Source organism: Microbulbifer sp. CAU 1566, assembly GCF_023156515.1.
Taxonomy (GTDB): domain Bacteria; phylum Pseudomonadota; class Gammaproteobacteria; order Pseudomonadales; family Cellvibrionaceae; genus Microbulbifer.
The window spans coordinates 896057-913088 of sequence record NZ_JALNMG010000001.1 but is presented as its reverse complement, the minus strand read 5'-3'; the positions used below and the strand labels follow the sequence as shown (position 1 = coordinate 913088).

Below are 17032 nucleotides of genomic sequence, written 5' to 3'. Positions count from 1 at the left end.
CGTTGCCTCAGCGCCGGCGACTGATGTCCTCAGCCTCTTCCCAGGTGATTGCGCGGTCTGAGGTTTCCCACTCCACCCGCGCCCACATGCGCTTGATTCTGCGCTCCAGATAGCGATCCCGGGAGCCCTCGAAAATTTCGGCAAACGGCAGGAAGGCGGAGCGACCAAGGCCATCGATCAGCACCAGCTGGGGATTTTCCCGCGTCTCGCGGATGACCAGGTTGTGGGGCAGCAAGTTCTTGGTCATCACTCCCGACAATCGCAGCCAGTCCGCAAACTCGCTGAGCGCGCGGTGAATGGTTTCATCCAGGCCGTAGAGCTGGAGGTAGCGCTCCAGGGTCATTGCCGGTTCACCCCTGCTGTCCAGTATCAGCTCGGAAACGGATCCCGGGCCCGCGCTGGTGTCCTCGATACCGTACCAGCGCGGCAGGTGTTGCCAGACGATGCTGTCGGCGGCCGCGTTTTTTAATGCTTTCTGGTGGTAACCCTCGCGCTCGCGCGCGTTGTCATCAAACTGGTCGTCCCCGAACAGTTTCTTGTACCAGGGGGCTCGCGCACGCAGTTCCCCAACACGCCCTGGAATCATCACCTTGATGCAGCGCTCCGGGTGTTCGGGATGGCGGTAGCAGTGGCGGTTGCCACCGGAGGCGAAGGGACGCTGCTCTCTCAGATCAATCAATGGTTACTGTCTCTCTTTTTCAATACTTCCGGCACTATTTTCCAGCACTGGCTCCTTCTGCCAGCAGCTGCTGATACAGCGCCAGGGTGCGCGCGACCATGTGATCGAGGGTGAACTCTGGGGGTAGCTCTGGGGAGAGCCGTGCAGCCCCTGTCTGTGCCAGTAATCTGCGGGTTGTTGCCAGTAATTGTTCGCGGTTGCCATTCTCCACCAGGCCGTCCGGAAAGCAGGCACGCAGGGACTCGGCCGGACCGCCAATGTCATAGCCGATAATCGGCGTGCCCATGGCCGCCGCTTCGATCACAGTGCGCCCGAACGGCTCGGGGGTTTTCGACAGGTTATAGACCAGGGTGGATTGTCGGTACCATTCGCGGATATCGCTGCGGTGGCCGGTAAACGTGATTCTGTCCCGAACGCCCAGCTCGCTGGCCAGCGTCTGGAGTTCGTCGGCGTAGTGCTCTTTGTTTTTTTCCGCACCGCCGAGAATGATGCCCTGTATATCCTGGTAATTTCCGTCCCCGCCACTGCCCGTCAGCTCGGCAATCATGCGAATAAAATCTTCCTGTCCCTTCCAGCGGGTCAGGCGACCCGGCAATAGCAGCCAACGGCGGTCGCGCAGCTCGGGGAATTCACCCAGCGTGGTTTCCTGCCAGTCCGCAGGTACCGGCAGCTCCGGTGAGAACTCGCGAGTGTCCACACCGCGGTAGATCACTTGCGGCTCTGCCCGCAGGTCTGACGAATAATTTTCCAGCAGGTAGCGTTTGACGCAATCAGAAATGGCGATGACCTGCTCGGTCCTGGCCATGATCGCGCTGTAGCGATTGATGGAGTAAAGGCCGTGGGCGGTGCTCACCAGTCGTGGTCGCGTCTTCGGGTCGAGCTTTTTCCACGCGAGATACGTGAGCCAGGCGGGTACCCGGGAGCGCAAGTGCAGGATATCCGGCTGTAGGTCCCGAATCAGTCGGCGCAGGGGGCGCACCTGGCAAAGGCTAGCCAAGGATTTTTTGTGCACCGGCAGAGTGATATGCCGGCTGCCTTCCATTTCCAGCTGTTTGACCAGGCGTCCGCCGCTGGAGATAACGATGGATTCGTGACCGGCGCGCACCAGGGCACGGGCCAGGTCCAGGGTGCCTCTTTCTACGCCGCCGGAGTTGAGGGCAGGCAATAGCTGGATGACTTTCAAAATGCACTTCCCGCTGACCGGTTAAACAATGGCTCGGGGAGTCACTTAAATGCTCCTCGACGCGCGGATTATAGGGGACAAGTGCGGGGGTAACGCAAAGGGCTCCTTGTCCGAGCTGATGAAGGGGGCTGGTGCCAGCCGCAGTCCGGTGACCTTAGTCTGGTTGACTTGGACGCCTGTGCGGTCAAAACTTCGGGCATTGAGTCGCGTCAGCGGGGCGCGAAGATAGCGTAGAATGCGGCGAGGTGCGGGGTTTGGTCCCGCGGCGCTTGACCTCGCTTAGATTCACTTTCATCACCATCGCCGATACCGATTTTTAAACTGATGCGCCACATTTACACATGGTTTTTCCGCCTCTCCCTGCCGTTGATGCTGCTGCATCTGTGGTGGCGCGGCCGGGCCGACCCGGCTTACCGCAAGCGCTGGAGTGAGCGTTTTGGGCTGGTGCCTTCCCGGCCCGGTGCCCGCCGCCGCTGGCGCGAGCGCTTTGGGGTGGTACCGGACCGCGCCAGCCGCGCGCCGCTGATCTGGATCCACTCGGTGTCGGTGGGAGAAACCCTCGCCGCCATCCCCCTGATTGAAGCCCTGGCCGCCCGCCACACACAGTGGCAGTGGCTGGTAACCACCACCACCCCAACCGGCTCCCAGCGTGTGCACGATGCCTTGGAGCCACTACTCAATGGGCGCCTGCTGCACTACTACATGCCGTTCGATTTGCCCGAGTGTCTGTCGCCGTTTGTGGACGCTCTGCGCCCGAATATTCTGGTCAGCATGGAAACGGAACTGTGGCCGAACCTGTTGGCGGTGTGCAGCAATCGCAATATGCCGTCGATCCTGGTCAATGGCCGCCTGAGCGCCAAGTCAGCGCGGGGATACGGTCACTTTGCCGGCCTGAGCCGCAGCATGCTGAATCACCTAACCCTGATACTGGCGCAGTACCCGGCGGATGCGGAGCGCTTTATTGCGCTGGGGATGCCGGCAGAGCGGGTGACCGCGGTGGGCAATATCAAGTTTGACCTACATATCGGTTCTGGCCTGATCAGCGAAGCCCAGGCATTGTCGCATCAGTGGCGGGGCAACAGCCGCCGGCCGGTGTGGCTGGCAGCGAGTACCCATGCGGGGGAAGACGAGCTGGTGCTGGCGGCTTACGAGATCCTGCGCCGGGATTTCCCGGATCTGCTGCTGGTGCTGGTGCCGAGGCATCCGGTGCGCTTCGATGGTGTGGCTCGCCTGTGCCGCGAGCAGAACTTGAGTGTCGTGCGACGCAGTGACGGCGTGGCTCCCGGCGAGAATGATCAGGTACTGCTGGGGGACACCATGGGTGAACTGCTGCGTTTTTACGGCGCCTGCGATGTCGCCTTTGTCGGGGGCAGTATGGTGCCTGTCGGCGGGCACAATATGATCGAGCCGGCGGCCTGGGGCGTCCCAATTGTGTGCGGGCCGCACCTGCACAATTTCAGTACCGTGTCCGCGCTGATGCGGGAGTCCGGTGGTCTGGTGGTCGCCGAAGACCCGGCGCAGATGGCCGCCGAAGTCGGAGTCTGGCTCGGCGACCCGGAGCGCCGCATGGCTGCGGGCAACAGTGCGCGGGAAGTCGCGGCGCAGAACAGCGGTGCGCTGGCGCGCACGGTGGATGAAATTGAGGTGTTGATGCGGGGGTGAGTTGCCCCGGTTGGCTGTCTGTTGCCAGAACAGTAAAAAGGGCCGGATGCGCGATGCACCCGGCCCTTTTTTGTTACTGGCCCCGGCGGCTTGTTAATGGCCCCCGCGGCTTGTTGATAGCCCCAGTGGCGGTTTCTAGTGTTTGTCGGTCGCTTTGCGCACGCTGCTGCGAATCTGGGTATTCAGCTTGCTGCCGGTATAGCGGCCTTTGCTGATATGGCGGATACGGTAAACCCCCGGGATATCCAGCGGCTCACCCCGGGTCCCCAGCAGCCAGCGAAAGGCGCGGTCCTCGTGGGCCTTGCACCAGCTGGCCGCCGGCTTTTGGTAGTAGGCCAGACTGTCGCAGTAGCCGCCGGCGCGGGCGATATCGCCGTGGGCAATCTGCAGTGGACCAGTGGCGCGGTCGCGGGTTTGCTCCACAAACAGCGAGTCGTCGATATCGATGACCCGCAAATCCTGCGGATCGAAGTTCAGCATGGGGTCGTCATCCTCCAGCAGCGAGGTGATGCGCTCGCGCAGGGGGAACACCAGGCTGTCGTTGCGGCCCTGCAGCTGCTCCGCCAGCTGGTCAATGCACTGCTCGCGGAACATCAGGTCGCAATCGGTAAACCAGATCCAGTCGGCCTTGGTGGCCAGGGCCGCCTGATTGCGACCGATCGCGCGGCGGTACAGGGATTCCTTCGGCAACTCACACCAGTTCCAGGTCACCCCGGGCACCTGCTGCTTGGCGAAAAAGTCGAGTACAGCGGCGGTGCGGGTGTCTTCGCCGTTGTAGTACACCGTCATGGTCACGGTGGCTTTGGTGGGCGGAAAGAGCGCCAGGGAGCTCAACTGGTAAATCAGGAAGTGGGAGTACTGCCAGCAGTGGCTGACGATTTCAATATCCAGCTTGCCACTGCGCGCTGCGCGTTGCTCTTTTCTCGGCAGTGGTTTTTGAAACAGCGAGGCGGGTACCCAGCCGCTGGCGGCGAGACGCAGGAAACGGCTGACGATGGGATCAGACCAGTGTTTTTTCAGGTCGACGCCGGGAGAATCAGTGTGATCAGAATTACTTGGCATGGCGCTATCTTGTCAAAGTGAGGCGGATATACAGTCGAAAACCGCCGGTTAATGCTCAGGTACACAGGTTCGGGAGGGGCGATGGCCTCAGTCTGTCAGCCCGCCGTTTTTTGTCCCCGGTTGATAACCGGCATCCAGCAACTGGCGAATCCCCTGGGGTGTTTCGATAATGCGCTCTTTGGCCACCCGTAGGCGCAGGGCCTTGTTGCGGGCAACAATTTCCGGGTCGGCGTAGCCACGGGGGTGGTCCAGGTGCACGCAGACGGCATCAAAGCGCACATGGCGGGGCTTGATGCCGGCGTTCTCAAGGCGCACCCCGAATTCTCGGTCCAGTCCGCCCCAGGCCATGCGCTCGTCGAAGCCATTCACCTTGAGGATGTCGTCCCGCCAGGCAGAGGCATTGGAGCCCTTGAGGTTGCAGGCGGTGGGGGTGATGCGGTTGAGCAGCGGCGCCCAGCGCGGCGTTGCGCGGAGTTTCAGGGTCTTGCGCCGGGCCTTCAGGCCGTGCTCCCTGAGCCACTGGAAATCGAAGCAGCGCCCGGACAGGATGTCGTCCCGGGTGATGGCTTCGCTGGTGCTCATGGGCAACTTGAAATAGCTGCCGGAAAGGAAGTAGCCCCGCTCGGCACGGCGTTTGTGTACTTCCAGAAAGTCCGCCCGCGGTATGCAGTCGCCGTCGGTGAACACAATATAGTCACCGCGAGCCTCGAGAATGGCCTTGTTGAGAATGCGGCATTTGCGGAAGCCGTCATCTTTCTGCCAGACATGGCGAATATCCAGTCCCGTCTCCTCCCGCAGTCGCGCGACCAGTTCGGCAGTGTCACTGCGGGAGCCGTCATCGGCAACAATCACTTCCAGAGCCTGTTCGGTTTGGCAACTGTAACCCCACAGCACTTTTTCCAGCCATTCGGGGGAGTTGTACGTGGTCATGATGACAGACAGTTTCATGGGCTTCTGCGGTTGGTTGGCGTGGTTGATGGGAGAGTGTGACTCGGTGTGCTGCCAGGCGGCGAATCGGGCATTGCCGGGCGGGAAATCGGGGCCGCTGAGCATATACCAACAATCCGGCTATTGCGAACGCGCGGGCGGAGCCGGTTGACCAGGCAGTGCTGCCTGTTTTCGGGCCTGTTTCCGTGCCGGGTTCCTGAGTGACTCCGGGCTTAAAAGCCGCCAAGTTTAAGGTGTTGGCCAGGGCTTTGCACCCGGAGTGGGCGGTTGACGGGTCAATTTGGGATAGGGTTCATTTCGGTTAATAGAGTCACGGCACGCCCCCCGGGTGATTTGGTATGCTGTACCGGTTGCAGCCGCCTCCGGTGATGGCCCGGCGGTGATAGCCCGGTTCCTGTCCTTCGACGTCTACCACCCGATTTTAACCACTCGAGCCCCCATGCATATTTTTGTCTTTTCCTACAATCGTGGCCCGTTTCTCGAAAACTGCATCCGCTCCATCGAAGACTGTGCGCCGCAATGTCAGCTGACGGTCATTGACGATGGCAGCGATGATCCGGAGACCCGCCGTGTGCTGGCGGAGATTGCCAAGCGGCACCAGGTGATCGACAAAACTGCCGAGAGTGGCCACAAGCTCGGTGGCCTCTACGCCAATATGCAGGCGGCCTTTGAAATGGCCGCTGACGATGCCCTGATCTGCTTTCTGCAGGATGACACCCAGATGGTGCGCCAGCTCTCCGATGAGGATATTCAGGAGCTGCGGCAGAACTTTGCGGATCAGCCGGACCTGGGGTTCATTTCACCGGCGTTTGTGCGCGGCATTTCCCTGAAAAAAGCGGCCAACCAGGATTTCCGTTTCGATAGTGAGCGCGGCTTCTGGTTCTGGTATCCGCGCCAGCGCTCAACCGGAACCTGGTTCTCCGCACTGCTGATTGCCGACCCCCGGCGCCTGCGCCAGGTGGACTGGTCTTTCGAGGTGGGTGAATCGGTAAACAACCGCAAGGCCGCGAAAATTTTCTGCCGCATGGCGCGGATGCGCGCTCCCTTCTCCATGTGGCTGCCGAACGGCCGCGCCTATCGCGGCAAGCAGAAATCCCTGGCCCTGCGCTTTGGTGAGTGGTCCCGGCGCTGCGGCCTCTACCCGCTGGAGATCATGACGGATCAGCAGGTGGAGGATCTCAAGCTGGCGGATCCTGCCCGGTTGCCGGTGGCTGAAGAGTTCCTCAAACCTACCCGTGGTGCACTCAAGACGCCCTGGGCCTACGACCCGATGCAGGGGGCCGGTTGGCTCAAGCTGCTGGATCGCCTGGAGCGAAAATTGCGCGGACTTTTTCGCTGAGCTGTTATTTTTCACAGCGTTTTCCACGGCATTTGCCAGGGCTTTTTTTGCCGGGTGCGACCAGTTCGTCACCGGGGGGCTGGGGTGAGGGCCGGCTTGGGGGTAGAATGCGCGGGATTTTCATCAGGTGGACGGCGCCGCTTGCACAGTGACTGTGCACACCCGGTGCAAAGCGAGGGATTACCCGTGGGGTATCGGCACTTCAAAAATAAACTGGCGACTGTCATTTATGACGATGCGCTGGTGGATGCCAGTTGCGAGCAGTTGTTCCAGCGGGAGTGGCTGCAGCAGAACAGCAATGGTGCGCTGGTGGAGCGCGGCAAAGCGGTGATGTTTAGCTACCGCGGGCTGGAACTGGTGTTCAAGCGCTATCACCGCGGTGGTCTCGCCGGGCGCCTGGTCGAAAAGACATACCTGTACAGCCGTTTACCCAACACCCGCGTGTGGCGGGAGTTCAATATGCTGGTGGCGATGCGCGAGCTGGGACTGCCGGTGCCGCGCCCGGTGGCGGCCCGTTGTGTCAGTCTGCCACCGCTGGGCTACCGCGCTGCGCTGATTACCGAGCGGGTAGCGGACTCGAAAACCCTGACTGAAACCCTGTGTGAAAAGCCACTGGATAACGCCCTCTGGCAAAAACTGGGTGCATTGATCGCGCGCTTTCACCGCGCGAATGTTTATCACGCGGATCTCAACGCCAGCAATATTCTGTTGACGGGCAGCGACGAAATTTATTTGATCGACTTCGATAAAGGGGTCATCCGCAAACACCTCTCCCGCCAGGATGCGCAGTCCAATGTGTCCCGCCTGCGGCGTTCACTGGACAAGCTCCAGGGGCGTCACCCCACTTTTTATTTTTCGGAAGAAAACTGGCAGGCACTGACGCAGGCCTACCAGCGCGCTATGGACTGTGAAAGCGCATAGCTGATCCGGGCAACTAAACGGAATAGTAAGCCCGGTACCACTCCACAAATTTTTGCACGCCTTCTCGCACACTGGTGTCCGGCTTGTAGCCGATGGCCTGTTGCAGTTTGCGGGTGTCCGCGTGGGTGTCGGGAATGTCGCCCGGCTGCATTGGCAGCATCTCGCGGATCGCTGTTTTACCCAGTGCTTCCTCCAGCGCATCGATATAGTCGGACAGTTGCGCGGGGTTGCCGTTGCCGATATTGAAAATACGGAAGGGGGCATTGCTGGTAGCTGCGGCGGGATCCGCTGCAGACCAGGCGGGATCCGCCGTGGCAATCTGGTCGCTGGACTTGATCACCCCTTCAACAATGTCGTCGATGTAGGTGAAGTCGCGGCTGTGGTGGCCGTGGTTGAACACCGGGATCGGCTGTTCCTGCAAAATCAGTTTGGTGAATTTGAACAGCGCCATATCCGGGCGCCCCCAGGGTCCGTACACGGTAAAAAAGCGCAGACCGGTGGTGGGCAGTTTGAACAGGTGGCTGTAGCTGTGGGCCATCAGCTCGTTGGCGCGCTTGGTGGCGGCATAAAACTGAAGCGGGTGATCGACACCGTGATCCTCACTGAACGGCATGGTGGTGTTGCCGCCGTAGACACTGCTGGTGCTGGCGTAGGTGAGGTGTGGTGTTTTCGCGCTGCGGCAGGCTTCCAGCAGGTTGGAAAAACCGACCAGGTTGCTTTCTACATAGGCTTCCGGGTGTTCGATGGAGTGGCGCACGCCGGCCTGGGCTGCGAGGTGAATAACGCGATCGAACTGGTGGCGTTCAAAGCAGGCGTCGAGTGCCGCTTTGTCGGCGATATTGGCGCGTACAAATTCATACTCAACCGCATCGCCCTGTCGCTGCGCGGTTTTTTCCAGCGCCTGCAGGCGGGCCTCCTTGAGGCTGGTTTCGTAGTAGTCGTTGACATTATCCACGCCCACCACGGAATCGCCCCGTGCCATCAGCGCGTTTGCCACGTGGAAACCGATAAAGCCCGCATTGCCGGTAATCAGACACTTCATGAGTAAAAACAGACCGCTGTTGAATAATCCAGGAGGCTAGGTCGGGAGCTCGCGCAATTGTGAATCGCGCCCCGCAATTGTAGTCAGCCCACAAAAAAGGCCGGCACTATAGCAGTGCCGGCCTTCTTTTTCTGCGCCCGGTGTTGTATTCCGGGATGCCTGTCGGTGCTTACTTGCTGAAGCGGGCGGCGCCGCTGTCGAGTATGTGCGCACGGGATACCGGAGACGCCGGGTTCAGGCGCAGGTCCAGCTGCTGCAGGTCCTCCGGTGCCAGCAGGCCGGCCACCAGTTTCAGGTTCAGCGTATTCAGGATGTAGTCGTAGAGTGCATTCGCATAGTCGGTCTGGGACTGTGCCAGGGTGCGCTGGGCCAGCAACACATCGACAATATTGCGGGTGCCCACTTCATAGCCTGCCTGGGTGGCGTCCAGTGCGCTTTTGGCGGAAATCACTGCCTGCTCGCGAGCTTCCACTCGGCTGGTGTCGGTAGTAACCGCGCGGTGCAGGGTGCGGGTGTCCTGAATGGTATTGCGCTCGGTCAGGTTGCGCAGGTCTTCGGCCTGGAAGGCCTGGTTACGCGCTTCCCTGCGGCTGGCGCTGAGACGGCCACCGGTGTAGAGGGGCATATTCAGGGTGATCGCTGCCACGGTGACTTCGGTGCTGCCGTCTGCCGGGATAGTGGAGCTGATTTGCCGGTCCAGTGAGGGTACGCGGGTGGTGGTATTGCGGTCACCTTCGTCCTCGATATTCTGATAGGCGATGGAGCCGCCAATCGTCGGCAGGTGCTCGGCCGCTGCGGCGCGGGCACCGTAGCGCGCCGCATCGGCAGACAGCCGTGCGGCTTTGAGGCTGAAGTTGTTGGTCAGCGCAAACTCTACCCAGGCGGCGCGATCAGCGGGGTCCGGCGCGGCAACGGTAAAGCTGGGCTGCAGCGGCGCCACGGTATCGTGGTTGATGCCGGTCAGCACCGACAGGGCGTCGAAATTGCTCAGCAGGTCGTCCTGGGCGGTAAGGCGGCGGGCAACGGCGCTGTCATAGGCTGAGCGGGAATCGTAAACGTCCGTAATCGCCGTCAGACCCACTTCAAAGCGCTGCTGGGTCTGTTCCAGCTGTTTGGCCAGGGCTTCTTCCTCGGCGCGCGCGGCTTCCAGCACATCGTGGGCGCGCAATACGTCGAAGTAGGCGCTGGCCACGCGGATCATCATATCCTGCTGATTGGCACTGAATTCGGCGGTGGCCTGTTCGCTGACTGTCTTGCCCTGCTTGTAGCCGAACCAGGCTGGCAGGTCGAAGATTGCCTGGTCCAGGCGGGCACCATAACTGGTGGTGTCTACGTCACTGTCGCCAGACTGGATGGACTGCAACAACCCGAGGTTGTTGTCGAACTGGATGCCCCTGGATTCAAAATTGGTTTTGGTCTTGCTTCTTTCCGCAGAGGCATTGATCTGCGGCAACAGCGCTGAGCGGCCGAGATTCTTGGCTTCCAGGCCGGCGCGATAGGCAGCGCGGTCGGCGGCCAGCTGTGGATCGTTATCCAGCGCCTGCAGATAGATTTCCCACAGGGTGTCGGCCTGGGCCTGCATGGCGCCGAGCCCCAGAACAGCGGCGGCGAGCAGAGATTTGAGCGGGCGAACAAATTGGCGCGCTGTGCGCCCAGTTGCACTTCTTGTCATTACTGTTGATTTCCTGTGACAGCTGCGGTCTTCAAGTTTCCGGTGGCCTGTGTTTTGCGGCCTGCTTTCCAGGCAGCTTCCAGGTGGTTAGTTTCCTGGAGGGCCCCGGGCTCGGGAGTCTTTGCTCCCGCTTTCCTGTAAACCCCGCTATTCCTTTGGTTAAGGATCTGGAGCCAGTCTGTAATGTGCTCTGAAGGCGGTGCTGGCTTGGCCCGGATGCGTATTTACGGTGTCTTTCAACTGCGTCTTCTGACGGAGTTCGGGCCTGCGGTCGCGAGAGTGTACCTGCCGGCCGCAGGAGCGTCGAGGCGACGATCGGCGCAATTTGGTATATCTTCGTTAAATGGACGCGAATGTGCGTCCAGTGACAAAAAACACCTGCCGATCGGCACAACGGTACTTTCCGTGTACATCCTCTGTGCTTCCCGGCTATTCAGACGACGTGAGGTCGGTACTTGGATGCAGCCCCGGAAATTGCTTCCGCCTGCGCTGTCAGACCTCTACTACGTGCGACACACCGACAGGCGATATACGGACCGGCAATGGGGCAAGATTCCCGGCACAACGAACAGCATTACACCCCGGGTGAAGACCCGCCGCCGCGCGCGACCTGGCGGCGTGCCTGCCACCAGTGCGATTTGTTGCTGACCCGGGATCGGGCCCCGGTGGGGCAGCGCTTGATCTGCCCCCGCTGCGGCGCAACCCTGCACCGCAATATGGAGCGCAGCGTTGCCCACACCGCGGCCCTGAGTCTGACGGGGCTGCTGCTGTTTATTCCTACCGCCAGCCTGCCGCTGCTGGAATTTTCGCTGTTTTCATTTGGTGCTGAAAACACCCTGATGAACGGGGTCCGGTCGCTGTTTGCGGCGGGTTATATCTGGCTTGCCTCTATTGTGTTGTTTTGCAGCGTGCTGGCGCCGCTGGGCAAGTTTCTGCTGCTGGCGTTTATCAGCTGGGGCAGCGGCTGGGTGAGTATGGGCAAGCCGGTGGCGCGGGCGCTGCGCTGGTATCACCACCTGCAGGAGTGGGGCATGCTCGATGTGTACATGCTCGGGATTCTGGTGGCGCTGGTGAAAATGTCGGATCTCGGCAAGATGAGTGTGGAGCCCGGGCTCTACTGTTTTGTGGCGATGATGGTGGTATCCAGCGCAGCCACAGTGTCATTTGACGCCGAAACCGTATGGGCGCGCCTGGCGCGGCGGGCTGCGGCCGCCGGCGGCCACAAGCCGGAACTGGATTCCGCTGCGGAGACGCCCCATTGAACCGTCCGGCGCGCGCCCTGTCTGAGGGCTTTTGGACTTGCCTCGGTTGCCGACAGCTGGTGTCGGTGGCGCGGGGTACCCGTTCGTGTCTGTGTCCCCGTTGCGGCGCGCGTATGCACGGGCGGGTGGAGGCCAGTGTGATGCTGACCTGGGCGCTGACCATTACCGGCGCACTGTTGCTGATTCCTGCCAATATACTGCCAGTGATGACGGTCATCTATCTGGGTTCCGGGGAGCCCAGTACCATCATCGGCGGCGCTTTGGAGTTGTACCACAATGGCCTCTGGGGCATTGCGCTGATTGTGTTTGTGGCGAGTATCGCGGTGCCGGTAATGAAACTGGTTGGGTTGGTTATTCTCTGCCTGACGGTGCAGCTGCGGTTAAATGTGGCACCGCGCCAGGCGATGCGGATCTACCGGGTGGTGAATGCGATCGGGCGCTGGTCGCTGCTGGACCTGTTCATGATCTCGATCCTGGTGGCGCTCGTAGATATGGGGGCCATCGCAGAGGTGGAAGCCGGAGCCGGCAGTACCGCGTTTGCGACGGTGGTGGTGGTAACCATGTTTGCGGTGCGGGCATTTGACCCGCGCCTGATCTGGGATATGTACGAGTCGAAGGTGACTGAGTCGGAGTCCGGCCGCTGATTTGCGGTTGCCGAACCGCAGCACCGGCTGGCAGCGCAATGAAGTAATGAAGTAATGAAGTAATGAAGTAAAGAGCAATAAAGTAAGCAAAGGGAGTATGGATGAGCGAGCCGCCGTTTGAATACGACGCCCAGCCGGAAGGTCTGGCGCGCCGCAGTCGCGGTCTCTCGCTGGTGTGGCTGCTGCCCTTGATCGCGGCACTGATCGCCGTGTGGCTGCTGTACAAGGATTTCACCCAGGGCGATATACGCGCCACGATTCTGTTTTCCAGCGGTGATGGCTTGGTGAAAGGCAAGACCGCAGTGAAGTATGCCGGGGTGGAAATCGGTGTGGTGGGCGATTTCCGGCTGGTGCCGAACGCCACGGAGCTGGAAGGACAGGACGGGGTCCTGGCCGAGGTAACGTTTAACCGCAGTGCCGGCTATCTGTTGACCAAAGGCAGCAAGTTCTGGCTGGTGAAGCCGGAGGTGTCCCTCACCGGGGTGCGCGGGCTGGAAGCGCTGGTGTCCGGTAATTACATTGCGGTCGAGCCGGGCAGTGGCGCTCAGCAACGGCACTTTGTTGCGGTGACCGAGCCACCGGCCTATGTGCGCGGTGATGGCCTGCGTGTCACCCTTAAATCTCCCCGCCTGGCGTCGCTCAATCGCGGTTCACCGGTGTATTACCGCCAGTTGGAAGTGGGGCAGGTAGAGAGTTACCACCTGGCGGAAGACGCCAGCGAGGTGGAGATCAATCTATTTATTCGCCGCAGTTATGCGCACCTGGTGCACCGCGGCAGCCGCTTCTGGAATACCTCGGGGGTTTCGATCCAGGGGGGCATCAGCGGTGTCAATGTCGAGCTGGAGTCCCTCGCCTCCCTGATTGCCGGCGGTGTGAGTTTCTACACTCCGGAATCCCAGAACCAGTCGCCGCTGGCGGTGGATGGCAACGAGTTCAAGCTGTACAAAAGTTTCGCCGAGGCGGATGCCGGTATTCCCATCACCCTCAATTTTGATCGCGGTGTAAGCCTCGCCGAGGGCACTACGCAGGTGATCTACCAGGGAATCCGGGTGGGGCAGGTCAGTACCGTTAAAGCCAATCGCAAAATCGACGGGATGGAAGTAAAGGTGCTGATGGACCCCATCACCGATGACCTGCTGAGCGAAAACACCCGCTTCTGGCTGGCACCGCCCACGCTGGATTTCACCTCCGGTATCAATGACCTGCTGAAAGGAAATCGCATCGAGGTTGACCTGCGCAAGGGGCAGCGCTCGGTGCGGGAGTTCGCCGCCCACTCCAGCCCGCCGCCGCGGGACCCCCGGGTGCCCGGGCTGCATCTCCAATTGACCGCGAGAAATACCGGCTCACTGCAGCGGGGTGCCTCGGTGTACTACCGCCAGGTAGAAGTGGGGCGGGTACAGGGGATGGCGCTCAAGCCCGATGGCTCCGGGGTGGAGGTCTATGTGGTGATAGACCCGCCCTACGCGCACCTGGTGAATGGTGAAAGCCGCTTCTGGAATGTGAGTGGTCTGCGTGCCAGTGCCAGCCTCAAGGGGGTGGAGGTGGAGACGGACTCACTGTTGTCGCTGGTGCGCGGCGGCATCGCCTTCGGCAGTGGCCCCCACGACAGCAAAAATGCCGGCAGTGCCCGCAGCGGCGACAGTTTCCGGTTATATGGCAGTCGCGACGAGGCGATGGAAGAGGGCGTCAATATCTACATCGACCTCACGGGCGATGAGGGTCTGAAAGTTGGTGCGCCGCTGCGCTATCGCGGCATTCAGGTGGGTGAAATCACCCGCATGCGCCTCAGCCACGAACTGGATGGCGTGCGTGCGCGCGCCCGTTTGTACCAGCGCGCCGAGCGCTTTGCACGCACTGGCACACGCATGTGGGTGGTGGGACCGAAGATTGGACTCAGTGGCGTCGACAACCTGGATACCCTGGTCACCGGGCCATTTCTCGAGCTGGAGCCCGGTCAGGGCAATGAGCCGCAGACGGAGTTTGTGGCCCTGGCCGTCAAGCCCGAGCCGGACCTGGCCGATACCATGATGATGCCCGGATTGGCGCTGATTCTGGATGCGCCGCGGCGGGGATCGCTTAAACGCGGCAGCCCGATTTATTATCGGCAGGTGCAGGTGGGCAAGGTGACCGGTTACCAGCTGGGGGAACTGGCGGATCGTGTTTACATCTATTGTTATATAGAACCCGAATTCCGCACCCTGGTGCGGGAGCATTCCAGATTCTGGAATGCCAGCGGAATGGATGTGAATTTTGGCCTCAAGACCGGGCTGGATGTGCACACCGAGTCTGCCCAGGCCCTGCTGGCGGGAGGCATCGCCTTCGCGACACCGAACAATCCGGAAATGGGGCTGGAAGTGGAATCTGGCAGCCACTATCCACTGTATGGCAAGGCCGAGCCCGAGTGGCTGCTATGGAGCCCGAAAATCGAGCTTTACCCGGCACTGGAAGACAGTTTCAAATAAATCGGCTCCGCAATACACGGAACATATCTTTTCGTTGCGCTCAGAGCAGAAAACAGAAGGGAAAGGAAAAACGGATGCGTAATAGAATTAGCCGCATGGCGTCGGGATTACTGGCCTTTGCAGGACTGGTCGGACTGGCCGGGGGCGCTCTCACAGGCTGCAGCAGTCCCACCCAGATCGACCGTATCGAATCGCGCACGCCGCCCGTCAGCTTCCAGACCTACGCCTGGGGTACTGAGGTGTTGAGTGCCGACACCGGCGCCCCGGCGCAGCTGGTAGAACTGGATACCGAGCTGCGCCAGACCCTCGGCGCGCTGCTGCAGTCCCGCGGCTACCGACAGGTACAGGGTGTGGACAATGCGCAGATGGTGGTGGACTACCAGATCGCGGTGGTGGAAGAAGAATTTGCCGGTGATCCCACCAACGAAAGCTGGGATGCGCAGTTCGACAGCAACGCCCAGTCCGGGGTGGTGGAATTGCCTTCGCGCACCGGTGCGCCGCGGGTCACTCTGTCTGTGGGCATCGGCCCGCAAAATGCCATGCCCATCTGGGGCGGCAGCGCCACCAAATTGATGGTGCGCCCGGAGGACAAGAATGAGCGCCAGCGCATCCTCAACAAGGCCATTGGGGAATTACTGCAGGATTTACCGCCGGCCTCTTGACCGGTAGGCTTTCCAGTGAGCGGCCGCTGATGGCCAGCGCTCGGATAAACAACCAATAACAGTTTCGGCAGGGACGCCGGTGCTCCAAACGCATACCAACGCATCGCGGGAGAACACATGGCTTCGCTGCTTAAATTTCGTACGGCTGCCCTGCTGGGGCTGATTCTGGCCCTGGGGCTCACGGGCTGTACAACCCCCAACCCGGTGGCCGTGGACTACGACCCATCGTTCAAATTCGCCAACCTGCGCAGCTATTACCTGCTCGACACCTTGGCCAATGGCCCTGTTTCGCCCTTCGAAAGCAAGCGTGCCAGCCAGGCCGTCGACGACATCCTCAAGGGAAGCTACCAGCCCGCAGCCAGCCGTGACCAGGCAGACTTCCTGGTGCGGGTACAGCTGTTCAGCACCGATAAAGTGGCGGTCTACGACGACCCCTTCAGCATTTACGGTGGCTACCGCTACTTCGGTTTTGGTTGGCGGGCCCCGCTGCGGGTGCGTGAATACCGTGAATCCACCCTGATTGTGGATGTGCTGTCGCCGGAAGAAGCCCCCCTGTGGCGGGGTAGCATGCCCACGGTAGCCGGGCGCTACGAGTCGCCGGACCAGCAATTGCTGCAGCTGCGCGAAGAGGCCGCCCTGATTCTCGCCCGCTTCCCACCCTACAATGATGTCGGTTACGACTGATTGTCCGTTTTCGATTGGGAAGAATCTTGCATGAGCAGTGATAAAACGGACCTCAAACCTCAGTTCACCCGCGGTGCGGTGGATATCCTGTCCCGCAAAACCGTCTACGACGGTTTTTTCAAAATGCACAAACTGCGCCTGCGCCACCGCCTCTACCGTGGTGGCTGGGGTGGCGAAATGGAACGCGAGCTGTTTGTACGCGGGCATGCGGTGGGGGTGCTGTTGTTCGACCCCGAACACCAGTTGGTGGCACTTATCGAGCAGTTTCGCATTGGCGCCCTGGAGCGCGAGGCGGGTCCCTGGTGCCTGGAGGTGGTAGCCGGCATGGTCGAAGAGGGCGAGTCCCTGGAAGACGTCGCCCGGCGCGAACTGCAGGAAGAGGCCGGCCTGGAGGTGCAGGAACTGCACTTTATTCGCAGTTACCTGCCAAGCCCCGGCGGAACCTGCGAGCGGATGCACCTTTTTTGTGCTTGTGCCGACCTGCGCGGGATCGAGGGCCATTTCGGGCTGGCGGAGGAGCACGAGGACATACGCCTGCGGGTATTCCCGCTGGAGACGGTATTGGCGGCAGTAAACAGCGCTGATGACGCCATCGACAATGCCGCCAGTATCATCAGCCTGCAGTGGCTGCAGCTGAATCGGTCACGGCTGGAAACCGGAGCGACGCGCGGCTGAATGGTTGCAGCTTGTGCGACCAATTTCCGCGGTATTGCACGGATATTGCACCCGCACAGTGGTGATATGACAAGAATGCGACCAATGGCGCCGGCAATCGGTGGTGGCGCGGATATTTTGAGAGATGAATCACGG

At 60.9% G+C, this 17032-nt stretch carries 15 protein-coding genes; 9 read left to right on the top strand and 6 right to left on the bottom strand.

Features of this window, described 5'->3' with window-relative positions:
• Positions 1-7: 7 nt before the first annotated feature.
• Together M0G74_RS03775 and M0G74_RS03770 are read right to left on the bottom strand one after the other, a co-directional pair.
• On the bottom strand, positions 8-679 hold the full coding sequence (locus M0G74_RS03775) for a YrbL family protein (protein WP_248214779.1): 672 nt from the start codon (positions 677-679) through the stop codon (positions 8-10).
• Between the two features lie 34 nt (positions 680-713).
• Positions 714-1862, bottom strand: coding sequence for a glycosyltransferase family 4 protein (locus M0G74_RS03770; protein WP_248214777.1), 1149 nt, complete (start codon positions 1860-1862; stop codon positions 714-716).
• 324 nt (positions 1863-2186) lie between these two features.
• On the opposite strand from M0G74_RS03770, the gene waaA reads away from it, so the two are divergent.
• Positions 2187-3524: a lipid IV(A) 3-deoxy-D-manno-octulosonic acid transferase gene (waaA, locus tag M0G74_RS03765; protein ID WP_248214775.1), complete on the top strand. Its 1338-nt coding sequence runs from the start codon at positions 2187-2189 to the stop codon at positions 3522-3524.
• A 135-nt stretch (positions 3525-3659) separates the two neighbouring features.
• Here the strand turns inward: waaA and M0G74_RS03760 are convergent, their stop codons facing one another.
• Together M0G74_RS03760 and M0G74_RS03755 are read right to left on the bottom strand one after the other, a co-directional pair.
• Positions 3660-4586: a glycosyltransferase family A protein gene (locus M0G74_RS03760; protein ID WP_248214774.1), complete on the bottom strand. Its 927-nt coding sequence runs from the start codon at positions 4584-4586 to the stop codon at positions 3660-3662.
• Positions 4587-4673: 87 nt separating this feature from the next.
• A complete protein-coding gene (locus M0G74_RS03755; RefSeq protein WP_248214767.1) occupies positions 4674-5639 on the bottom strand; it encodes a glycosyltransferase family 2 protein in 966 nt (321 codons plus the stop codon).
• Positions 5640-5973: 334 nt separating this feature from the next.
• On the opposite strand from M0G74_RS03755, the gene M0G74_RS03750 reads away from it, so the two are divergent.
• Positions 5974-6873 carry a glycosyltransferase family A protein gene (locus M0G74_RS03750; protein WP_248214765.1) on the top strand — a complete coding sequence of 300 codons (900 nt, stop codon included), beginning with the start codon at positions 5974-5976 and terminating at the stop codon, positions 6871-6873.
• Between the two features lie 186 nt (positions 6874-7059).
• Positions 7060-7794: a 3-deoxy-D-manno-octulosonic acid kinase gene (locus M0G74_RS03745; protein WP_248214763.1), complete on the top strand. Its 735-nt coding sequence runs from the start codon at positions 7060-7062 to the stop codon at positions 7792-7794.
• 13 nt (positions 7795-7807) lie between these two features.
• Here the strand turns inward: M0G74_RS03745 and M0G74_RS03740 are convergent, their stop codons facing one another.
• A complete protein-coding gene (locus tag M0G74_RS03740) occupies positions 7808-8836 on the bottom strand; it encodes an NAD-dependent epimerase (RefSeq protein ID WP_248214761.1) in 1029 nt (342 codons plus the stop codon).
• 169 nt (positions 8837-9005) lie between these two features.
• The gene (locus tag M0G74_RS03735) at positions 9006-10508 is read right to left on the bottom strand and encodes a TolC family outer membrane protein (RefSeq protein ID WP_248214759.1); all 1503 of its coding nucleotides are present in this window, start codon (positions 10506-10508) and stop codon (positions 9006-9008) included.
• A 542-nt stretch (positions 10509-11050) separates the two neighbouring features.
• Here M0G74_RS03735 and M0G74_RS03730 point away from each other — a divergent pair.
• From M0G74_RS03730 to M0G74_RS03705, 6 genes are all read left to right on the top strand, one after another.
• Entirely contained in the window at positions 11051-11770 is a 720-nt protein-coding gene (locus M0G74_RS03730; RefSeq protein ID WP_248214758.1) for a paraquat-inducible protein A, read from the top strand.
• A gap of 140 nt (positions 11771-11910) precedes the next feature.
• Positions 11911-12414 (top strand): paraquat-inducible protein A, encoded by a 504-nt coding sequence (locus M0G74_RS03725; RefSeq protein ID WP_248215310.1) that lies wholly within the window; start codon positions 11911-11913, stop codon positions 12412-12414.
• A gap of 101 nt (positions 12415-12515) precedes the next feature.
• The gene (locus tag M0G74_RS03720; RefSeq protein WP_248214755.1) at positions 12516-14876 is read left to right on the top strand and encodes an MlaD family protein; all 2361 of its coding nucleotides are present in this window, start codon (positions 12516-12518) and stop codon (positions 14874-14876) included.
• Positions 14877-14950: 74 nt separating this feature from the next.
• Positions 14951-15538 (top strand): DUF4136 domain-containing protein, encoded by a 588-nt coding sequence (locus tag M0G74_RS03715; RefSeq protein WP_248214754.1) that lies wholly within the window; start codon positions 14951-14953, stop codon positions 15536-15538.
• Positions 15539-15655: 117 nt separating this feature from the next.
• Entirely contained in the window at positions 15656-16222 is a 567-nt protein-coding gene (locus M0G74_RS03710; protein WP_248214751.1) for a DUF4136 domain-containing protein, read from the top strand.
• A 30-nt stretch (positions 16223-16252) separates the two neighbouring features.
• The gene (locus M0G74_RS03705; protein ID WP_248214750.1) at positions 16253-16897 is read left to right on the top strand and encodes an NUDIX domain-containing protein; all 645 of its coding nucleotides are present in this window, start codon (positions 16253-16255) and stop codon (positions 16895-16897) included.
• Positions 16898-17032: the final 135 nt, after the last annotated feature.